The 21,321-nt window shown below is 56.1% G+C and carries 17 protein-coding genes, 1 other RNA gene and 1 other annotated feature; of the genes, 4 read left to right on the forward strand and 14 right to left on the reverse strand.

All coding sequences use genetic code 11. The features are described from left to right. Positions 1 to 115: 115 nt before the first annotated feature. The 3 genes from GTO89_RS12295 to GTO89_RS12305 all read right to left on the reverse strand — a co-directional run bounded on the left by GTO89_RS12295 (position 116) and on the right by GTO89_RS12305 (position 2,099). Positions 116 to 1,000 carry a hypothetical protein gene (locus GTO89_RS12295; protein WP_235920439.1) on the reverse strand — a complete coding sequence of 295 codons (885 nt, stop codon included), beginning with the start codon at positions 998 to 1,000 and terminating at the stop codon, positions 116 to 118. A gap of 39 nt (positions 1,001 to 1,039) precedes the next feature. Beyond that, complete coding sequence (locus GTO89_RS17970) at positions 1,040 to 1,318, reverse strand: late competence development ComFB family protein (protein WP_161262383.1); 279 nt, start codon at positions 1,316 to 1,318, stop codon at positions 1,040 to 1,042. Positions 1,319 to 1,451: 133 nt separating this feature from the next. Next, positions 1,452 to 2,099, reverse strand: a complete 648-nt coding sequence (locus tag GTO89_RS12305) for a hypothetical protein (RefSeq protein ID WP_161262384.1) — start codon at positions 2,097 to 2,099, stop codon at positions 1,452 to 1,454. A 246-nt stretch (positions 2,100 to 2,345) separates the two neighbouring features. Here GTO89_RS12305 and GTO89_RS12310 point away from each other — a divergent pair, with 246 nt between their 5' ends. Continuing rightward, positions 2,346 to 3,389, forward strand: coding sequence for a cysteine peptidase family C39 domain-containing protein (locus GTO89_RS12310; RefSeq protein WP_161262385.1), 1,044 nt, complete (start codon positions 2,346 to 2,348; stop codon positions 3,387 to 3,389). 12 nt (positions 3,390 to 3,401) lie between these two features. Continuing rightward, positions 3,402 to 5,777 (forward strand): hypothetical protein, encoded by a 2,376-nt coding sequence (locus tag GTO89_RS12315; RefSeq protein WP_161262386.1) that lies wholly within the window; start codon positions 3,402 to 3,404, stop codon positions 5,775 to 5,777. A gap of 138 nt (positions 5,778 to 5,915) precedes the next feature. On the opposite strand, the gene GTO89_RS12320 is transcribed toward GTO89_RS12315, so the two are convergent. The 8 genes from GTO89_RS12320 to fusA form a co-directional block, all read right to left on the reverse strand. After that, the gene (locus GTO89_RS12320; protein WP_161262387.1) at positions 5,916 to 7,466 is read right to left on the reverse strand and encodes a 2-isopropylmalate synthase; all 1,551 of its coding nucleotides are present in this window, start codon (positions 7,464 to 7,466) and stop codon (positions 5,916 to 5,918) included. Positions 7,467 to 7,685: 219 nt separating this feature from the next. Beyond that, positions 7,686 to 7,953: a binding site (T-box leader), on the reverse strand. A gap of 138 nt (positions 7,954 to 8,091) precedes the next feature. Further along, positions 8,092 to 8,269: non-coding RNA, 6S RNA (gene ssrS / locus GTO89_RS12325), on the reverse strand. Between the two features lie 68 nt (positions 8,270 to 8,337). Then, complete coding sequence (locus tag GTO89_RS12330) at positions 8,338 to 11,112, reverse strand: UPF0182 family membrane protein (protein ID WP_161262436.1); 2,775 nt, start codon at positions 11,110 to 11,112, stop codon at positions 8,338 to 8,340. 81 nt (positions 11,113 to 11,193) lie between these two features. Further along, on the reverse strand, positions 11,194 to 11,625 hold the full coding sequence (locus GTO89_RS12335; protein ID WP_161262388.1) for an amino acid-binding protein: 432 nt from the start codon (positions 11,623 to 11,625) through the stop codon (positions 11,194 to 11,196). Between the two features lie 31 nt (positions 11,626 to 11,656). Further along, positions 11,657 to 12,955: a phenylacetate--CoA ligase family protein gene (locus GTO89_RS12340; protein ID WP_161262389.1), complete on the reverse strand. Its 1,299-nt coding sequence runs from the start codon at positions 12,953 to 12,955 to the stop codon at positions 11,657 to 11,659. A gap of 43 nt (positions 12,956 to 12,998) precedes the next feature. Beyond that, positions 12,999 to 14,003, reverse strand: a complete 1,005-nt coding sequence (locus tag GTO89_RS12345) for a potassium channel family protein (protein WP_161262390.1) — start codon at positions 14,001 to 14,003, stop codon at positions 12,999 to 13,001. A 7-nt stretch (positions 14,004 to 14,010) separates the two neighbouring features. After that, complete coding sequence (locus GTO89_RS12350) at positions 14,011 to 14,868, reverse strand: PHP domain-containing protein (protein ID WP_161262391.1); 858 nt, start codon at positions 14,866 to 14,868, stop codon at positions 14,011 to 14,013. A gap of 165 nt (positions 14,869 to 15,033) precedes the next feature. After that, a complete protein-coding gene (fusA, locus tag GTO89_RS12355) occupies positions 15,034 to 17,064 on the reverse strand; it encodes an elongation factor G (RefSeq protein ID WP_161262392.1) in 2,031 nt (676 codons plus the stop codon). A gap of 112 nt (positions 17,065 to 17,176) precedes the next feature. On the opposite strand from fusA, the gene GTO89_RS12360 reads away from it, so the two are divergent. Next, positions 17,177 to 18,748 carry a polysaccharide biosynthesis protein gene (locus tag GTO89_RS12360; protein ID WP_161262393.1) on the forward strand — a complete coding sequence of 524 codons (1,572 nt, stop codon included), beginning with the start codon at positions 17,177 to 17,179 and terminating at the stop codon, positions 18,746 to 18,748. 124 nt (positions 18,749 to 18,872) lie between these two features. Beyond that, entirely contained in the window at positions 18,873 to 19,109 is a 237-nt protein-coding gene (locus tag GTO89_RS12365; RefSeq protein ID WP_161262394.1) for a small, acid-soluble spore protein, alpha/beta type, read from the forward strand. Between the two features lie 51 nt (positions 19,110 to 19,160). On the opposite strand, the gene surE is transcribed toward GTO89_RS12365, so the two are convergent. From surE to folE, 3 genes are all read right to left on the reverse strand, one after another. Further along, a complete protein-coding gene (gene surE, locus GTO89_RS12370) occupies positions 19,161 to 19,964 on the reverse strand; it encodes a 5'/3'-nucleotidase SurE (RefSeq protein ID WP_161262395.1) in 804 nt (267 codons plus the stop codon). A gap of 244 nt (positions 19,965 to 20,208) precedes the next feature. After that, positions 20,209 to 20,709 carry a DUF4264 family protein gene (locus tag GTO89_RS17850; RefSeq protein ID WP_161262396.1) on the reverse strand — a complete coding sequence of 167 codons (501 nt, stop codon included), beginning with the start codon at positions 20,707 to 20,709 and terminating at the stop codon, positions 20,209 to 20,211. A 25-nt stretch (positions 20,710 to 20,734) separates the two neighbouring features. Next, positions 20,735 to 21,307 carry a GTP cyclohydrolase I FolE gene (folE, locus tag GTO89_RS12380; RefSeq protein WP_161262397.1) on the reverse strand — a complete coding sequence of 191 codons (573 nt, stop codon included), beginning with the start codon at positions 21,305 to 21,307 and terminating at the stop codon, positions 20,735 to 20,737. Positions 21,308 to 21,321: the final 14 nt, after the last annotated feature.

Here is a 21,321-nt window from a genome sequence, read left to right on the forward strand (position 1 = left end):
TTCGTTGTTTCGCATAATCGATATTATGTAAACTAATAAGATCAAAAGAAAAGGAGCGGTCTATCTTCCGCCCACAAATGTGTTGACTCCATTCTTCCATTGGGCGCCACAACATTTATCGTTCGCTTTCAAGTACAGGCTCGTTTCCCACAATTCGATAAACTTTCTCTTTTACGATGGTATGATCGGTTGTTTGCATTTTCCGAAACGCGATCTGATCATCACCGTCGGTTCGTTTGCTTTGAGATGTTTCATAGATGTATCGCGCACCGTCTTCCAACACCTCTCTTGTGCCGATCCAATAAGGACATTTATTCAAAAAGGTATCGTTCTTGCAATAGTCTGTAAAGAGCTTGTTTGAGGCGTTGACATTTATCGTGGGGAATTGTTTTTCCACATGACGGATTTGTACTGGATCCTTTCTACCGATCGTTTTCAGATAGGCCCCTGCCTGGTTCTCTTGCTGGCGGACCAGGTCGGAAGTATCTATTTTGCCAGCAAACAAATCTCGAGATAGGTTTTTTGGGAACATCTGATGAATGGAATCCCTATACCCCTCGCCATCCATCGGTTCCTTATATTGCAAAAGAGAATAGTTATCCTGACCATCTTTTACCAAGGTGATCACCGTTGGAATATTGCCTGAGCCGCTGATTTTCGTAAAAACCCCATTTTCAAAGCCAAAAAAACCGACACTGGCAACGCTATAGACAGTGATGGTTTGATTCTGTTCCGCCATGGCGAGGACAATATGGCCTTCTGCAAGGAATTCTCCAGGATAATAGCTTTTACCCTGCTCTTTGATGGCCTCATGAATCGCTTTATCCAGTTCGGCCTGACCCACGGCTTGCCGTTCATTTTGCTTCCCCATCGACAATTTAGGCACGGTTAACTCCGGAGAGCATCTGGAGAAATACACTCCGCTGGTGAAAAGGAAAAACAAGGCGACAAAGGTGAAGGCAAGCGCTCTCTTATCAAGGAGAACGTATCTTTCTTTCACAACGAGAACCCCCTTTAAGAGCTTCTGCCACTCACCTGACTATTTTTTTGCTTTCTCACACCATCGATTTTGATTTATCACTGTAATACTTTGCGCCAGTACAGATAAAATATCGGTCCGTATTTGGGGGTCCCGTAAATCTATCCTGGTCAAGGCTCTACCTTTTTCATGGACAACATATTTCGGCGGCAGTCGATTTAGCGCATGGGCTGTAATATCAATCCTACAACTGGGGCAATCTCTGCAAACATTGGGGTTTGTCTCAAATACTTCATTTAGTAATTCCTCGACAATTTCTTCCATTACATTGCGGTACATAACTCTTCACCCCAAAAAATTATAGCATGTGGGACATATAATGAAAGTAATTGCATTCATCAATTTTCGACAAAATGCGACGTAAGCCCTCCAATTTTAGCTGGACAAGAGTAAGCCACATTTTACGCCTCCATTAGGTGGCCGCACTTTTTCCGACTGGACAGCATGTAATGCACCTGCCACACCCCTCACACTTGCGCAAATCCACCTCGCCGCTTGCCTCCGGCGCTTGAGGGCAAAGGCGCAGGCAGAGCCCACAGTCGGTGCATCCAACCCCGTTATGCTCTGGTTGATGAATCGGCAAGCCTCCTTCCACCTCCACGCCAACGATCAGCATCCGCGGTCCAAACCTCCGATGGATGAGCAGGCCGAAGGGCGACAAGTCGCCCAAACCCGCTGCCGCAGCCAGTTCGGGCAGGTTTGTTTTCGGCGAAAGGGATGTGTACAAGCGGTAGCGCCGGCCTTGAGCGCGCAGCACTCTTTCCAAATCAAGCAAGAAGTCGTGGCTGTCGTGAAAAGCGTCCAGATCGAAGACGTCGCTCTGCCACTTGAATATGAAAATGTGCGTCTCCCCTACGCGCCCGGTGTCATCGGGACGATTTAACAATCTATCGAGCGAAGGCAACGGTTGGCGATTGCGGCCTTGTCTGGCTCGCCACCGTTTCCACCATGCGTGCGGATCGCGCTTGAACAGCAGCAGGCTCGGGATCATGGTCCCAAAGAATTCGATGGCGGCGCCATTTTTGATCACACCGCGAAAGCGGATGCTTCTGCGACTCAAACTCATATACCCCCTAGAGGTAATTTCGGTATTACCTCTATTCCACAAGCAGGAGGGTTTTCCTTCCTTCCGTAAGACCGGTGTAAATCAATTTCCAGTGAAAAAATATACCTCCATTAAAAGCTATGCCTAGGAATTGGGTAAAGAGTGTCGAAAAAAGTGACATGTCCGCACCTTTCGCACATCGAGGCAATCTTTTTTCAAGACATTAGGGCCAGAAATTACGCATTACGAGGAGGAAGGCACATGGCTAACGGCAACACCAAAGATCCCAATATCACAGAAGCCGATCCCGTCATTGGAACACCAGTGGAAGACAGCGAGGTTTTCCCGGGCCAGCAAAACTATGAAGACACCTGCGCCATCCGCTCCCAGCAGTTTATCATCGAACAGTTCACAGGAACGCCCCTGACAGAAGAGCAACTGATGTCCGAAGCCAGCGCCCACGGCTGGTATACCCCCGGAGGTGGCACACCGATGGAGGACGTGGGCAATCTGCTCGAACTCCATGGAATCCCTGTCAACCGCATTGAAAACGCCAACATCTTCAATCTGGCCAACGAACTGGCTCAGGGACACAAGGTGATCATTGGTGTCGATTCAGGCGAACTTTGGCAGGAGCACCCGATTTTAAGCAGCATTGCTGATCATCTGGGCATCTCAGGCGTTGACCATGCCGTTGTGGTCAGCGGGATCGACACATCCGACCCAGAACATGTCAAGGTGATCGTCAGCGATCCCGGAACGGGAGAAGCTGCCGCTACATATCCCATGGAGGACTTTCTTGATGCCTGGCAGGACAGCGGTTGTTATATGGTGGCCACCCAGGATCCGGCGCCCGCTCACCTGCCTGAGATGGAGCATTTTGACTATGACGCCGGTCACATTCCCGCTGTCGGCGATGTGCCTTTTGATGAGATGCAGGATCTCATGTATCATCCCGACGAGTGGTGGCGCTTGACAGAGACGTCTTGGGATCCCGATACCCTGCAGGCCAACCATGACCCGGTGGAAAACGATCCGGCGCACCACGACCCCGGCCAGCCGGAGAAACTGGCGGATCTGCTCGACGATGGCGATGACGCCCCTTCAACTATGGAGCAATTGCTGCATGAACTGAATCCCTTTGACAGCGATGATCCTTCCGATAACCCTTCTGACAGTCATCACGGTCACGATCATGACGATCATCATGATCAAAACGATTACCACGACCATGGGCCCGACCACCTGCACTCTTACGCCGATCTGCTCGACGACGATCCCGCCGGCGGAGACGATTGGCTGTAAGGAGGGATCGCCATGTCGGTGGCACAGATCAACGGGCGATTGAAACCGGGCGAAAGCATCATCGAAAACCCTGGCAGCGTCGATTCGCTGGATTTTACCGGTTCCTCACTCGTCGGCACGCGCACCTTCTATCTGTCCAACCAAGGCCGGGTCTTCGTTCACGATACGGGGGGACTCTTTGGCGACCCCAAGGTGATCGTTCTATCGTTGCAAAAAGGCGATTTGCGAACTACCTTTGATGACCAGGTTCGTGTCGTTTACAGCAAGAAAAACGAGTACAACCTGTCCTTTTCCCTGCTCTACAGCCTTCCCAATTTCCTTTCCCTGAGCCGGCAGGCGCCCGGTCTCTTTGACATCCCAACAGATTGCACCTATGTAAAGATCGATCAGAGCTTCTTCCCCGTCCAGATGAAAATGACCTGTGAGGCCATCCACCTCACCTCAGGCGGCTTGGAAAATACACTCCCCCTCAGGCGGGTCACATCATGCCAGTATGAAAAACCCTATTTGAAACTGACCGGACGCTTTGCCTGGTCTGATGGGGCGCAAAAAGACCGAACCGTCACAAAAGCGGAACTGCTGGTGCTGGATGAGCCGGCAGCTCGAACCATTGTGGCAAACTGGTCCCGCTCCCCCAAACTGTTCGATCTCGTGCCCATCGACGCCATGCTGCTGCCGGGCGAATATGCCGGCTCATTGGACGATGCCGCAAGGGGCTGCAGAGCGGCCCTGCTCGCTTTAAGCGAGACAAAAGCCCAGATCGTCGATGAAGCGCAGATGCGCCTGCTGGCCGAACAAAAGGCCGACATTGAACAACCTGCTATCGCCTATGATCCTTACACGCAATCAATCTATCTCTTCCATGATGACGACAACTGCCGACTCTCCTTAACGGACCCCAAAAAGGAGGAACAAGACTACCTATTCCAACGCTTTGGGGACGGATCGGACATCTTCTTGACCGAGGTCTTTGGCAGCCTCGGCGAAAAAGCCTGTATGGGTGAAAAGCTCCTCTTTGTCCACCGCCAAGGGGAGTGCCGTTTCATCGATCCTGCTGGCATGGAAACAGTGCAGCGCTTCTTCGACCTAGACGCCGCGTTTTACTTCAACAACAGCGGCATTCCCTTCATCATCCATCGAGATCAGGTCCTATCTCTGCGCCTCAGTGAAGAAGACAAACAGAGCGTATACACTATGTTCTGGCAAACGGACGTGTCGCTGCAAAAACTATCCCAAACAGGACTATGCCTTGCCGAAAGCAGCAACCAGCCCTTCCTCCTTCGCCTTGATGCTGACGGCTGTTCCCTGATGCAGGACTCATCGCGTCATCTCGACAAGTTCCCCTACTCCTCCCTGAAGCGGATTCAATATGTAGAGATCGCACAGGAAGAGGATGATTTCTGCCGCATCAGCCTCTTTGTGCAGGGGCGTGGCGAGGTGCCCCTGCGGGCGACGATGTGGACGATCAAGGGACTGATTCAAGGCCAATACAGCTTTCTCAAAAAAGAGGCCACCCTGGCGCTTCCCGACAGCAGGCTCTTTGCACAGTGGTCTCAGGCGGTCAACGACTATATCATGACCCAGCTGTTCTCCCAGTTCTTCATCATCGAAGTGGAGATTCAAAGGCTGCACGCGGCGGAGGTAGAGGAAAAAGAGAAGTTCACCCAGATCGCCAACTACCTCTTTTACGCCATGCAAGGGTTGAAAAAACACCTGGATATGCTCAGCATCTATCTGCCGATGATGCTGAAACAGGAGGAGCAGCGCCTAGCCAGAAAAGCGAAGCAGAACATCAAAGTGGAGGTCTTCAAAAACCTGCAGCGGGCGCTTTCCGGCATCACCGGCCAACTCTCCCGTTCCCTGTCCGAAGTGGAACGCAGCTTGGGTCCCATCTCCTATGTCATCGTCCCCCAACCGGAGATTGAAGACGATAACAGCGATCTGGTCCGGTGGGGCGCTACGATTGCCTCGGTGGCCATCAACCCCGCCTACGCCGTCAACCTGGTGCGCATGTTCTTTGACGAAGATGCCCGTGATAACAGGGAAAAAGCCAAAGACGAACTGGAACGAAACCGCTTGAAGCTCTATGTGGAGCAGGCACTCCACAGCTACGAATACACGATGCGGGCCGTCCTGCCTTACTGCATTTCCGAAACGAGTGAAACGGTCAGCAAATACTACAAAAGCCTTGGCGACGGCTATGCGACCTTGCTCAAACTCAAGCCGGCGCGGGAGATGCTCTTCGAACGGTTCAGCGAACTGCACCTGTATAAGGAAATGCCGGTAAGCGCCTCTCACCTGCTCACCCGGCGGGCGATGTTGGAGAAAATCCGAAGCTCCATGGAGCGCATGAACGCCTTTATCCGCCAGTGCCGGTGGACCGACTGATCGACAATCGTATGATCAGAGGCTCAAGAAAAGACCGCCTCGACACAAGAAGGCGGTCTTTTCTGATCAACTGTATCGTTACCTCTTTCGCAGAAGCGCGATTAAAACAGCTTGTTAAACGGCTTTGTTGAGGCCGAGTTATCTCAGTTTCGATAAGGCGTCCACATAGGCTTTGGCGCTCGCTTCGATGATATCGGTGCTGATCCCCCGTCCCACGACCGATGGGCTGTCGCCCGATGTGATTTTGACGGTGGCGTTCCCCAAAGCCGTGGCGCCCTGGCTGACAGAGCGAAGGTTGTAATCTTCTAAGCAGATCACGATGCCGGCGATCCGGTCAATGGCCTTGAAAACAGCATCGACGGGGCCATTGCCTGTCGCGGCGTCGGTGACGGCCAGGCCATCGATCTCAAGGGTTACCGTCGCGGTGGCCGTAGCCGTTGCGGCAGCCACCGGTGGGTTGCCGTCATCAGCGCCCTCTGTCGCCGAGACATGACCGTTTGTCACAACGGAGAAACTCTTCAGTTGATACCGGCGGGCCTCCGGCGCGCAGACACCCATCAAAGCGTGCAGATCCTCGTCATAGATCTCTTGCTTCTGATCGGCCAGATGCAAAAACTCCTGGTAGAGATGCTCCATGTCGCCTGCCTGGAGACTATAGCCCAGTTCCGCCAGCCGGTGTTTTAAAGCGTGGCGGCCGGAACGGGCGCTGAGCACGATCCGGTTGCGCGGCACTCCGATGATTTCCGGGTCGATGATCTCGTAGGTCTGCTTCTCCTTCAACACGCCATCCTGGTGGATGCCAGAGGCGTGCATATAGGCGTTGGCGCCGACGATCGCTTTGTGACTCGGCACAGGCACGCCGGTAATCATCGATACAAGGCGGCTTGTCGGGGCGATCTCCCGCGTGTTGATCCGGTGCTGCACATCATACCGCTGCTTCTGCGTGTAGATGGCCATGATCACCTCTTCCAGGGACGTGTTGCCGGCCCGTTCACCGATGCCATTGATCGTGCCTTCCACCTGATCGGCGCCGGCCTTGATGCCCGCCAGCGAGTTGGCTGTCGCCATGCCCAGGTCATTGTGGCAGTGGATGCTCAATCGTACGCGATCCATATGGGGCACATTGTTTTTGACGAAGCCGATCAATTCGCCATATTCCCAAGGGGTGGCATATCCCACCGTATCGGGCACGTTCACCACCGTCGCCCCGGCCTTGATGACCTCTGTCAACACTCGCACCAAAAAGTTGCGGTCGCTCCGGAAGGCGTCTTCGGCAAAAAACTCCACATCGTCCATGTAGGTCTTGGCATGGCGCACTGCGGCAGCGGCTGTTTCGATCACCTGATCGGGCCGCATCCGCAGCTTTTTCTCCATGTGCAGCGCCGACACGGCGATCCCCGTATGGATCCGGGGAGATTCCGCCTCCCGGAGCGCCTCGGCGCAACGGTCGATATCTTTGGCCACACAGCGTGACAAGCCGCAGACAGTGACCCCTTTTAACGCCCTGGCGATCGTTTGCACCGATACAAAGTCGCCTGGTGACGAGGCGGGAAAGCCCAATTCGATGACATCAACGCCCAAACGCACCAGTTGATGGGCCACTTCCAACTTCTCTTTCAGGTTCAATGTAATGCCCAGTGACTGTTCTCCGTCGCGCAAGGTGGTGTCGAAGATGTAGAGCCTTTTCATTGCCTTTTCCCCCTACCTTTTTCTCATGAGCTAATTCGATGTTGCTCCGTTCCGCCACGTTCTTTATACAGCGCAGGCGCGCCCCTTTCAGTTGGCGATCTCGCTCGTCGAAGCCCCCTATGTCTGCTGCATTTGCTAGGTCTGAAAGGTCTCCAAGGTCTAGCTCCATCCCGAACCACCCCCCTTCGCCGGAAAAACAAAAACCCCCTTCGCCTCAACCATTGAGACGAAGGGGGCCTTCGCGGTACCACTCAAAGAAACGGCAACAAGGGCCGCTCACTCACTTAGGATACGGGAACAAAAACTCTCTCGCTCCGATATCCCCTTCCTTGTAACGGTGGAAGCTTCCGTCCGATTCTACTCTCCCATTAGGGATTTCGGTCGGCAACTCTAGGGAGAGTTCCGTCCCTGCTTCGACCGCTTCGCACCAACCAGCGGCTCTCTGAGCTCCACATCGGGACCTACTATTCCCTTTCATCGTCTATTTCCGAATATTAGTGAAGTTGACCCGAATTCTACCAGACTGTCAGTGGACTTGTCAATAGACGATAGGCGAAGAATGCAAAAGTCATAGAAAAATGGCCCCGGCTCATCGCCGGGGCGCACTGTTTACCTAGGAAACGGCAATGTACCCGCTATGCCGTTGCACCGTGGTTTCTAAACCTGCGCCTCGCAGGTGGGCATCTCACGGCACGTCTTTGCCTTCCAATCAACGCTGGCCTGGCAGCCACTGCCGGTCTTGACTCCCGAATGTTTCCTGTAGGTTAGAAACATTCGCGGGCTGACGAACACGGTAGGCACATTGCTGTTCGAGGCTTATTATAACACCTTTGCCCCGCTTTGTGAAATGGAAAATTAAATGAATTTCCAATTAGCGAGTCTTTTTCTCTAAGATTTCCAATGTCTCCCGGAGTCGACCCAACCGCTCCCCATAGCCATTCCAGTCACCCGCTTTCAGCCGCGCGTCAGCCTCGTCGTAGAGTTGACGCGCCCGGGCGGCCAGTTCGGCTACCGACGGTTCCGCAGCGCCCGGCGGCGCCGGCGGCTGGCCTGGCACGGCCGGCGGTGACCCCGGCTGGGTCGGCACGCCCTGACCGGGCGGTCTGGCGGCGGCGCCTTGGCCGAAGATCCGCTGCAGCGCCGTATCCAGGTTTTCTTCCATGACGACCCGCTCGCCGAAGACGACGATGACGCGCCGCAGGGCCGGCAGGTTTCCTTGCTCCGATTGCAGGAAAAGGGGCTCGATATACAGGAGCGAGTCTCTGATCGGCAGGACCAACAGGTTACCCCGTACGACGGATGAGCCCTTCTGGTTCCACAAGGTCAGCTTTTGAGAAATCTCCGAGTCCTGATCGATGCGCGCCTCGATCTGGGCCGGGCCATAGACGAGTTCCTGTTTTGGGAAGGAGTAAACGAGGAGGTGTCCATAGTTGGCGCCATCGTTGCGAACAGCCATCCATGCAATCATGTTTGGCTTCTTCGACGGTGTAAAGGGGGTCATGAGGATGTACTCCGGCGTTGCCTGACCGGGCAGGCGCATCAGGGTGTAGTAGGGTTCAATCTCCTGCTGCTCCTTGTCGCTCGTTCGGGCCTTCGGGATGTTCCACTCATCCTCTTTGTTATAAAAGACGCCCGTGTCTTCCATATGATAAGTGGCATACACCCGCGACTGGATCTTAAACAGTTCTTCCGGATAGCGGACATGATCGCGCAAGACCGCCGGCATCTCCTCAAGGGGACGGAAAACGCCTGGAAAAATGGCCGCGTAGCTGCGAATGATCGGATCGTTGGGGTCATTGAGGTAGAAGGTCATCCGACCCGTATAGGCGTCCACAGTCGCCTTGACAGCGTTGCGGATGTAGTTGCCCGTGCCCTTGACCGGCTGGGAGAAGGGGTAGGCCTGGGTGACCGTGTAGGCGTCGGCCATCCAGACGAGCCGCCCATCCTGAATCACCAGGTAGGGGTCCTTGTCAAAACGCAGGAAGGGGGCCACCTTCTCCAGGCGATGCAGGACGTTTCGCTCCATGAGCAGGCGGCTTTCCGGCAAAATTTCTGAGGAGAGGAGCAGTTTCATGTCGCCGAAATAAACGGCATAGACGAGTTTTTGCCAAAAGGAACCGACGGGCAAGCCGGCGTCCTCTTGATAGGTGGTGTACACGTTGTCATCGCCGGAAGGATAGTCAAACTCCTTCGTGGCCGTTTTGACGATAACATAATCGCCTTCCGTCTCGCCGAAATAGATCTCGGGACGAGTGATCGCCACGGAAGGGGATGCTGGTTTTGGAGGGATGTCCTTTAAGAAAAACTTCGGCAGACCCTCAGAGGAGACCTCGTTGACAGGGCTCATGGTCGCTCCGTACCCATGGGTGTACAGCAAGCGCTTGTTGATCCAGGTTTGAGCCGCTTCGGGCAGAGCCGATGGATCCAGTTCCCGCGCCGCCAGCATGACCTGGCGCTCGGCGCCGTCGATGCGGTAGCGGTCGATGTCGATCCCCTTAAACTTGTAGTAGAGGCGAATCTCCTGCAGTTGGCTGTAGGTCTGCTGCAGGGGACGCCAATCCCAGAGGCGCACATTGCTCATCGTATCGCTGTTGGCGACGATGTCGGCGGCCGTCAGGTCGTTCTTGACGGAGAAGGGTTGAATCTGAATTCGATCCAGGTCAAAGGCGTGGCGGGTAAATTGGATATTCATGTCGATGTAGGGTTTTTCCATGACAAACTCGTTCGGTTCAACCTTGAACCGTTGGACCAATTCCGGATAGACGGCGCCCACCAGCAGCGACGCCGCGACGAGCAGACCCACGCCGTAGGCGGCCCAACGGATGCGACGGCGAACGAGAGCGAAGACAAGCATGACTGCCGTGATCAGCGAGATCACCGAGAGGATCTGGTAAGCCGGCAGTTGGGCATGCACATCGGTGTAGCTGGCGCCGACGACGACGCCGCGTGGTGAATAGACCAGGTCATACATGTCCAAACGATAGCCGAAGGCCTTGATCAGGAAGTAGAGAGCGCCGATCCCAGCGAGATGGAAACGGGCCCGCGGCAGTTCTCCCCAACCGACCTTGCCAAATCCCAACGTATTGGCTGTCTGGTAGACGACAACCAGCATAATGGCGGTCACGACCAGCGTAAACTGGACGACGCCATAGATGAACTCCAATAAGGGCAGTTGAAAGACATAAAAGCCGACATCCAGTTGGAACAGGGGATCAGCGATGCCAAAATGCTCATTTTGCAGCGCCAGCAACAGTGTCTGCCAGCGGTTTTGGGCCAATTGGGACACAAGCAGCGCCGGCAACAGGCTGAGCAGCAGATAGAGGTACCCGATCTTCTCCGGCTTTATCCAATCGGCCAGCGCAAAGAGGCGCGGGTGTTCCTCCGCCGTCGTCCGGGCATACTGGAGCGCCTTATCGACGACGTTACGGGTCAGTCGCAGGTTTAGGTAAAAGAAGAGAAAGGCAAGCAGCCCGGCGCCGATGATCAGGCCCCAGTTGGTGGCGTAGCGGGTGAACCAAAGGTCGCCGAAACCCTCAGAACCAAACCAGCGCCACTCCACATAGAGGCGAAACAGCGCAGAGAGCAGCGGCACGAGAAAAAAGAGGACCGCTACGACAGCTGCGCCTCGAAAGCGGCGATTCTTCACGGTCAAGGGATCATCCCTTTCCTAGGAGTGGAAAATGGATGCCTTTGGACAGGCATCCATATCCGTTATTGTTTCATGAAATTAGATTCCGTATACAGAGTCTTCCTTCAGCACGCCGACACCCTTCTCCAGCAGAACACGGATGGCCTCATCAAGCCGTTCGACGCGGAAGATGACCAGCGCCTTGTCATTGGACTTTTGGGGCAGCGCGTAACAATACTCGATGTTGATTTCAGCGCCGGCCAAGATATCGAGGATTTCAGCGAGACCGCCGGGATGGTCAGGGATCTCCACGGCGATGACGGCCGTGTGACTGACGGTGAAACCGGATCGCTTCAACATCAGATAAGCGGCGTCCGGTTGATCGACGATCAACCGCAGGATGCCAAAATCGGTCGTGTCAGCGATAGAAAGGGCTCGGATATTGATCTTTTCCTGACGGAGCACCTTCGTCAGCATGGAAAGACGACCCGATTTATTTTCGAGAAAGACCGAGATCTGTTGCACCTTCATAGGTTGACCCTCCCCCTTCACTGTATCAATATTATTTTTTCCGTCGATCGATGACCCGCTTGGCCTTGCCTTCGCTGCGTTCGATCGACTTGGGTTCGACGAGGCGGACATGCGCCGTTATTCCCAGCAGACTTTCCAACTCCCGCTGAATCTTCCGTTCGATCTTTTCCAGGTTGCGCACCTCATCGGAGAAGAGTTTTTCCGAAACCTCCACCCATACCTCGAGGGTGTCCAGGGTGCCGACGCGATCGACGACGAGGACATAATGGGGCTCTGTCAGACCAAGTTTGAGCAGTACGCTTTCGACCTGGGACGGGAAGACGTTGACGCCACGGATGATGATCATGTCGTCGCTGCGCCCGCTGACTTTCTCCATGCGCACATGGGTTCGCCCGCAGGAACAGGGTTCGCCGTGCAACACCGAGATGTCGCGGGTGCGGTAGCGGATGACGGGGAAGCCTTCCTTGGTGATGGTGGTGAAGACAAGTTCCCCTTTTTCTCCGTAAGGCAGCGGCTCTTCGGTAACGGGATCGATAATCTCGGGGATGAAGTGGTCTTCAAAAATATGTAAGCCGTTTTTCACGGGGCACTCGCTGGCGACACCGGGACCCATGACCTCGCTCAGGCCGTAGATGTCGATGGCCATGATCTGCAAGCGATACTCCAGTTCCCGCCGCATCTCTTCCGTCCAGGGTTCAGCGCCGAAGATGCCGGCTTTGAGGCGCAGCTTTTCCCGGGGGATCTTCATTTCCTTGATCGCCTCGGCAAGATACAGCGCATAGGAGGGCGTGCATGCCAAGTGGGTGGCGCCGAAATCCTGCATCAGCTTGATTTGTCGCTGCGTGTTCCCGCCTGACATGGGAACGACGGTGGCGCCCAGCTTTTCCGTGCCGTAATGGATTCCGAGACCACCGGTGAACAGGCCGTATCCGTAGCTCACCTGCACGACCGAATCGGCATCCGCGCCGGCGCAGGACAGTGTGCGGGCGATCAGTTCAGACCATGTGTCCAGGTCTTTGCGGGTATACCCGACGACGATCGGATTGCCCGTCGTGCCGGAAGAGGCGTGAACGCGGACGATCTCCCGCATGGGCGCTGCGAAGAGACCGTAGGGATAATGGTCGCGCAGGTCTTGTTTTACCGTAAAGGGCAAGCGACGCAGATCCTCAAGACTGCGAACGTCCCTGGGGGTCAGGTCGGCTGCCTGCATCTTTTCCCGGTAAGCCGGAACATTGTGATAGACCCGCTCCACGACGGCCTTCAGCCGTTGGAGCTGCAGCGCCGCCAACTCATTGCGCGATAAGGTTTCCATCGGTCGATTCCAGATCATGGGCCACTCTCCTCAGCTCGTCATTTTTATGTACTTGTTTTATCTATGATGGTTTGGCGGCTGCCAGCCGCTCAAAGGCAAGCAGTTGTTCACGGGTGCCGAAGAGGATGACCATATCCTGGTTCTCTAGCCTTTCCGTCCCCTGCGGATTTGAGATCAGTTGGCGACCTCGGTAGATGGCCACCACCATGGCCCCCGTTTCCTCACGGATGCGCGCCTCGGCCAAGGTTTTGCCGATCAGCGGAGATATGGCTTCTAGGACCAATTCCTCCATACTGAATTCAAACTCCCTGTCGTGGAGGACGGTATCGACATAATCGACGCTCACCGGCTTGAGGATCGACAGGGCCATCCGCTTTCCGCCGATCACGGCGGGCGAGACGACCTTGTCGGCGCCGGCGCGGCGGAGCTTGCCTTCCGATTCTAACCGATCAGCGCGGGCGACCACAAGGATGTCTGACTTGATCCCCTTGGCCGTCAGGGTGATGAAGACGTTATCGGCATCGGTGGGTAAGGCGGCCACGACGCCGCGCGCCCGTTCAATCCCCGCCTCGCGCAACACATCGTCATCGAGGGCGTCGCCCATGACGTAGAGGAACTTGCCGTAGACATACTTCTCCAGCACTTCCTCGCGGGAATCGACGACCACAAAGGGGACGTTTTCGCGAGACAGTTGTTCGGCCACCTGCCAGCCGACACGGCCGGCGCCGCAGACGATGATATGGTTGTCCAGTTTGGCGATCTTGTTTTTCATGGCGCGCCTCCCCCAAAGATTAGCCAGTCGCCCTTCCACGACAGAGCCAGCGATGATGCCGATGGCATAGGCGACAATGCCGACACCAAGGGGCATGATGGCAAGCAGAAAAATCTGGCCGGCCGTCGTTTTTGGGAGGCGGTCGCCATAACCGACGGTCAAGAGGGTCGTTTCCGTCAGCCAGGCCGCGTCAAGGACACCGAATTCCTTTTCGAAAAACAGGATCCCTACCGTTCCAAAGACCAAAAAACCGACGATCGAAAGGGTCGCCCATTTTATCTGGCGCGATTCCACGAGTCAATCACACTCCGGCGGCTTGTCGCGACTGTCTGGCCATCGCCATGGCCCGGTCCAGTTGCGGCATTACCCAATCAGGGATGGAAACGCTCCCCGGTTTGAAAGGCGCAAAGGGGCCGTGGTAATCGGTCCCTCCGGTCATGACCAGTTTTTTAGCTTCGGCGATGCGCCGGTATTCACGAACCCACTGCTCCCGGTGGGGGCCATAGTAGCCATAAAAGACTTCCAGCCCCACATGGGGACGACGCAGCAATTCCGGCAACAGTGACTGTGTGTGAATCAGGCCCGGGTGGGCCACAACGGGCACTCCGCCAGCCGCTCGGATCAACTCGACTCCCTGATCAAAGCTGTTGGCATCGTATTCCACATGAGCCAGTCCTTCCCGCGAGAGATAGCGGCCGATGAACTCGGGTGCGGGATGGGTCAACAGGCCGCCCAGGTGAAGGGCATGGACGATATGGCCCTTGCTGATGGCGCCATGGGGATGGGCGAGGGCCGCTACATCGTCCCAGGCCAGGGGGATGCCAAGGTTTTGCAGGTTCCGCACCGTCTGCTCGGCCACCACATTGCGCGCTTGGCGGAGTTCCGCCAGGCGCATCAGGAAGGGACGATCCGTCAGATCCATGCCGTACCCAAGCAGATGGATCTCTTCGCCTGCATAGGTCACCAGCAGTTCCACACCCGGGATGACGCGAATCCCCTGCTCCTCCGCGGCGTCGGCGATATCGAGGCAACCCTCGATCGATTCATGATCGGTAATCGACAGGGTCGTTACACCGGCCGTAACAGCCATTTGAAGCAGTTCCAAGGGTGTGTGCAATCCGTCGGAGACTGTTGTATGCAGATGGAGGTCGATGGTCATAGGCTTTTCCCCTGTCGCCGCGTTTTCCTTGATATATTCCCTATGGATGAGAAAAACACCTTTTTTCATAACCCAAAAACCAGTAAAGACGATAAAGGGAGCCGCAGGGCAGGCTCTTCCTGCTCCATGCGGCCCCCCATTGCGATTTAATCGGTCATTCGCGGCTCAGTGATTGTTCTTGCGGGCGGCTTCAATAATCGTCTGGGCCATCCGCGGGGGAACCTCCTGATAGGAGTGGAACTCGGCCTGGTAGCTGCCGCGGCCATGGGTGATCGCTTGCAGTTGCAACGGGAACTGGATCAATTCCTGCTGGGGAACGAGGGCCTGGATGAGTTGCCGGTTCCCCACCATCTCGCTGCCGAGGACCCGGCCGCGTCGGCCGTTCAGATCGCCCAGGATATCGCCCAGATAGTACTCCGGCACGTTGATCTCCACCTGCATCACCGGTTCTAGCAGGTACGGTTCAGCCATCTCCATGCCTTTTTTGAAAGCGATATGGGCCGCCATCTTAAAGGATAGTTCCGAGGAGTCGACGGGATGGTAGGAACCGTCGACGAGGTTCACCTTGATGTTCGTCACCGGATATCCGGCAAGCGCCCCCTCCAGGAGGCTCTCGCGAACACCCTTCTCGACGGCGGGGATGAAGTTTTTCGGCACCACACCGCCGAAGATGGATTCGGCGAATTCAAAGTCCCCGTTATGCTTCGGCTCCATGACCAGCCAGACATGGCCGTACTGGCCATGGCCGCCAGTCTGTTTCTTGTGTTTCCCTTCAGCCTTGGCCGACTTGCGGACCGACTCCCGGTAGGGAATCTTGGGCCAACTGGTGGTCACATTGACGCCGTACTTGCGTTGCAGCCGCTCGACACACACCTCCATGTGCAGGGTGCCCATGCCGGTGAGGATCGTCTCTTTCGTCTCTGTGTTCCGGTGGATCTTGAGGCAAGGTTCCTCCTCTAAAAGGCGCTGCAGGCTGCCGCCCAGTTTGTCTTCATCGGCCTTGGTGGCGGGATGGAAAGCCATGGACAGGCTGGGATGAGGGAATTCGATCAAGGGCAGCGGCTCAATGGCGGCGCCTTTGACCAACAAGGTGTCCCCGGTGTGGGTATGTTGCAGTTTGACCAGAGCGACGATCTCACCAGGACCGGCGACGTCGGAAGGTTGTTGACTTTTGCCGGTCATAAACAGCGGCGACGCCGGTTTTTCCTCTTTTTGACTCGTGCCGTTATAGAGCGGCGTATCGCCGCGCAACATTCCCTGGTAAATGCGGACAAAGTTGACTTTGCCAAGGTAGGGATCGATGACAGTCTTGAAGACTTGCGCCTTCAGGGGCGCGCCGGGCGCCGGTTCCTGTCCCCCCTCATCGAGGGGCGCCGGCAACAGGGCCGCCAGTTCGTCGAGCAACCCCTTCATCGTGCTGTCGGCACTGGCGGCTCCGCCCAGAACGGGGACAACTTTGCCGGCCTTCACGGCGGCGGACAATGCCGGTCGCAGCTCTTCCAGGGCGATCTCTTCGCCGTCCAGGTAGCGCATCATCAGTTCTTCATCGATCTCGACGATCGCTTCGACCAATTTGTCGCGCCAGCTTTTTATGCTGTCCTCTTCTTCCGTGGACAAAGCCGGCATATCTTTGACCTTAGGACTGGCGGGAAAAAAGGCGTCATCGAGGATGTTGACCATCCCCTGCCACTGCGGAGCAGCGCCGACAGGCCAATGCAGCGGCAGGATCTGCGCTCCGCCCAGTTCCCGCAACTGTTCCAGGGCTTTGCCAAAATTCGCGTTTTCACGATCTAGTTTATTGATAAATACGACAGGGATACGCCCTTTATCTTGGATCAAGCGCCATGTCGTTTCCGTCTGCACCTGAACGCCGCTGACGCCGCAGACGACGAGCAAGGACCCCTCAGCGACAGAAACGGCGCCGACAACCTCTCCAAAAAAGTCGCTGTATCCCGGTGTATCGATGATATTCAGTTTCGTCCCGAGCCATTTGATCGGCGCCATGGCTGCCTGTATGCTAACTTTTCGCTTCGTCTCCTCGGGCAGGTAATCAGTCGTTGTGTTGCCATCCTCGACTCGACCTTTCCGGTTGACGAGCCCCGCGTTGAACAGCATCGATTCCACCAAAGAGGTTTTCCCTGCGCCGGTATGGGCGAGAACAGCGATGTTGCGTATGGATTCTCTCGGTGTCGTCAAACTGGAACCCTCCTTCGCTAGCGATAATTCGAACTATTTATTAATTACACGTTAAACCATAAAAATCCTTTTCACTTTTGCAGGAACATACTGAATTTTTAGGAGGTGGACCATGACCACCGCCTTGACCTACGGAACGTTAGTCCTATTGGCGGCGACACTGTTGAACCGCTTGCTTTCCTTTTATAACCAGATCGTTCTCATGAAATACATCGGCGCCGAAACGGTCGGTCTCTTCCAGATGATCTACCCTGTCTACATCTTATTGCTGGTGGCGGCCACCTTTGGCATCCCCGTGGCGTTGACCAAGAGGATCGCCGAAGAAGCCGCCTACAGTCGATGGGGCAATGTCCGGCAACTGATGCAGATCTCCCTCCTCCTGCTGGCGGCCGGCGGTACGTTGTTGACATTGGCGGCGCTATTTTTCTCCCCCGCTCTCGTGGCTGATGATCGGGCGACGGCGGCGTTCTGGCCCCTCCTGCCCAGCATCCTGCTGATCTGTTTCGCTTCGGCCCTTCGTTCCTTCTGCCAGGGGATGCAGGAGATGATGCCCACGTCGATCGCCTCCTTTGCCGAACAAGTGGTGCGCATCGTCAGCGGCCTTTCCCTCGCCCTGGCGCTGCTGCCTCGAGGCGCCGGTTGGGCCGCGGCCGGCATGTCCTGGGGGATCACCCTTGGAGAACTCTGCGGTCTGCTCACCCTGCTCCTCCTCTCCAGCCCTCTCTTCTTCAGCCGCCTCAAGCTTTTTTGGGCGAACCGGCGCGCGCGCGCTACGATCGGCGCCGCCCAGGCGCTGCGTTCGCTCTGGCCGGTGGCCGCTCCCGTAGCCGCCTCCCGAATCGTTTCCTGTCTGATCATGGGGCTCGACGCCTACCTGATCCCGCGTGTCCTCCAGCAATCGGGCCTGACATCAGCAGAGGCGACAGTTGCCTTTGGCAGCCTCGTCGGCGGACTCGTTCCCCTGATCGCTATTCCCGCCGTATTTACGGCACCCCTCTCTGTCAGCCTTGTGCCTGGCATTGCCGAGAGTTGGGCCCTTCGGCAAGAACGAACGGTGCGCTACCGCTCTGTCAAGGCCTTGCGTCTGACGGCGGTGATCGGCTGGCCGGCGGCGGTGCTGCTCGCCTTGATCGGCGACCGGTTTGCGGCGCTCTTTTTTGGGCTGGCCCACATGGGCGATACGCTGCATATCTTGGCCTGGGGCGCCCCCTTCCTCTACCTGCAAAGCACGACAAGCGGGATACTGCAAGGGTTGGGAATGGTCGTTTTTCCGCTCTTTGTGACTGTGGCCACATCGCTGCTTCGCATCGCTGTTTTTCTTTCTTTCGCCACATCGCCTTCTGTCGGCCTGGATGGCGTCGCCTTCGGCTTCACCTTGTCCAATGTCCTGGCCGCCTTGTTGCACCTGTACTGGTTTCACCAGCGCCTCGGGCTTACGGGACGGGAACTGGCTTCTTTCCTGCTGCCGCTCCCCGCTGCCCTTGTGCTGGGCGCCGGCCTCTGGGTTGGCCTACCGGTCGTCGCATGCTTTGGATTGCAGGAGGCGATCGCCTTGGTGCCCGTGGTCACCCTTTCGACCATTCTCTACCTCGGCGCGTTGGCCGCTTACGGTGGACTGACAGCGGCTGATCTGCGAACCTTTCCGGGGGGGAACCGACTGCTTGGTTGGATCCGTAAAAAATAAGCAGGCGCCTGTAAAAGTGGAGGCGCCTGCATGACCAGCCGTTTTTCTGTTAAAAGCCCATGATCTGCCCGCTATAAAGGGCAAAGAGAGGACGATACTAGGGACACGGAGGAGGTGGTTCTCTGTGGCCCAATTTTTCCCAAGAGAGAAAATCTTTCCGGAGTCGGTGCGCGACACCTTTAAGTATGAGATCGCCGAAGAATTGGGACTGACGACGAAAATCCAAGACGGCTACTGGGGCGCCCTGACGGCCAGCGACTGCGGTCGCGTCGGCGGCAAGATCGGCGGCAGCATGGTAAAAGCCATGGTCCGCCGGGCTGAGGCGTTGCTGAGCCAGGATGGCAACCAGCCGTTGACGTAGCGACTGTCTGCCATAAGCAAAACCGGCTGGGAGTGATCACAAAAAGGAAGGCTATGCCTTCCTTTTTGACTGATCCGGTTCATCAACGGGCGCTGTCTTTTGGCAGAGCCAATCAGACACCTCCTGGATCAAGGAGTAGTTGGTGAGATCAAAGTGGATCGGCGTCACCGAGATAGCGCCGGAATTGACGGCCTGGATATCGGTGCCTTCACCGGCATCGACATCATGAACCTCGCCGGCCATCCAGTAGTAGACACGACCGCGCGGATCGGTCCGCTTGTCAAAGATATTCTGATAACGCCGGCTTCCCAGTTTCGTCACCTCTATGCCGCCGATGCGTTCCCTGGGCAGATCGGGGACGTTGACATTGAGAAAGGTGTCCGGTGTCAGCCCCCGCGCCACCAGTTTTTCACAAAGCAGGCGGGTTGTTTCTGCGGCAACGGTGTAGTCAACAGTCTGCCAACCGGTGACCGATACAGCGATAGAGGGGATCCCGTAGATGACCCCTTCCATGGCCGCCGAAACGGTGCCCGAGTAGAGGACATCTGTTCCCAGATTGGGGCCTCGGTTGATGCCGGACACGACAATATGGGGCGGTTCTTCCATGAGTTCTTCCATCGCTAACTTCACACAGTCGGCCGGCGTGCCGTTCACAGCCCAACCGCGAACGCGGGGGTTGGCAAAGGTTAGTTTCTCGACGCGCAAGGGTTGGTGGACAGTGATACCGTGACCGGTAGCGCTCCGCTCTGTGTCAGGCGCGACCACAAAGATATCGGCCCAATCCTCGAAGACGCGCCACAAGGCATGAATGCCGGGCGCGTGAATCCCATCATCATTGGTCAGTAGAATGCGCAACGTTTTTCCTCCAGTCGAGCGCCGCCCGAGCCGCCCTTTCCCGGACCGATCCAGAGACCGGTCCCGGGCGCCCAGGAATGAAAGGCACGGCACCGGGGACACCGCAGGATGTACCGCGAATCTCGTGCCCATATGATTTCCCATTGGGACGGTTGCAAATCCAGGAAACAATTGATGCAAAGATCCAGGTCGATCATTGACCCATCCCCCAACGAGTTCCATCAATGGAAAACTTTACTACATCCTATACCTCGTAGATGGAAATGGTCATGGTCTCCCCGTTTTTTCTCACCCCGAATAGCAAGCCCTTATCCTTTAGGGTGTCGTTCAGAAAATCAATGACAGCGAACAACTCGACGTTCGCAGGAACTTCTTTTGTCGCCAATGGCTCAAAAGCGTTGGAGCCGTCGGCAAAGGTCTCCGGTATGCCCACATACACCCAAGCATCCATCGGTTGCCCATCGATGACAAGATGGATCGATTTCCGAAAATACATCGGCCTGTCATCGTGGACGCCTTCGTATTCGTCGGTGCGCAGCAGGTCCTCATCGGTAAGGTCGCTCCAGACCACGCCCTCCACCTCCCCGTCGGAAACGGGCAGGATGTAGGGATAGCCATAGGCGGAGGGACAAGACTGGTAACCGGTCAGGACGGCCGGACGAGCAACACCGGCGCTGTGTTCCAGCAATCCTTCCAAGGTGTCGCGGTCTGTCAGCGTGCCATATGTAAAGAGCCTATGAACCATCGGATCCCTCCTGGTCTAACCATCATTACGGAAGGGTTCGAGAGCCGCGGATCAGGGAAATCGCTTCACTGCGTGTGGCCGGGCGGTTGCGGAAGATGCCTCGTACGGCTGAAGTGACGGTGCGGGATCCAGGTTTTTTGACACCCCGCATGGTCATGCACATGTGTTCCGCTTCGATGACGACCAGCACGCCCTGAGGGTCCAACTTGTCCACAATCGCGTCAGCCACCTGGGCGGTGAGCCGCTCCTGCAGTTGAGGGCGTTTAGCATAGCCTTCCACCAAGCGGGCCAACTTGCTCAAGCCTGTGATCACGCCGGAGCGGGGAATGTAGGCCACATGGGCCACACCGTAAAAAGGCAGGAGATGGTGTTCGCAAACGGAGTACAAGGGGATGTCCTTGACCAATACCATCTCTTCATGCTCTTCCGTAAAGATCACTTCCAGATGGCGTTTCGGATCCTCTTCCAGCCCGCCCAGGATCTCCTGGTACATACGGGCCACGCGCCGTGGCGTATCGACGAGCCCTTCCCGTTGCGGATCTTCGCCGATGGCCTCCAAAATCATGTGGACAGCCTTTTCGATTTTTACTAAATCCATGCGTTTCACCTGCT

The organism is Heliomicrobium gestii, from assembly GCF_009877435.1.
In the GTDB taxonomy this organism is placed as follows: domain Bacteria; phylum Bacillota; class Desulfitobacteriia; order Heliobacteriales; family Heliobacteriaceae; genus Heliomicrobium; species Heliomicrobium gestii.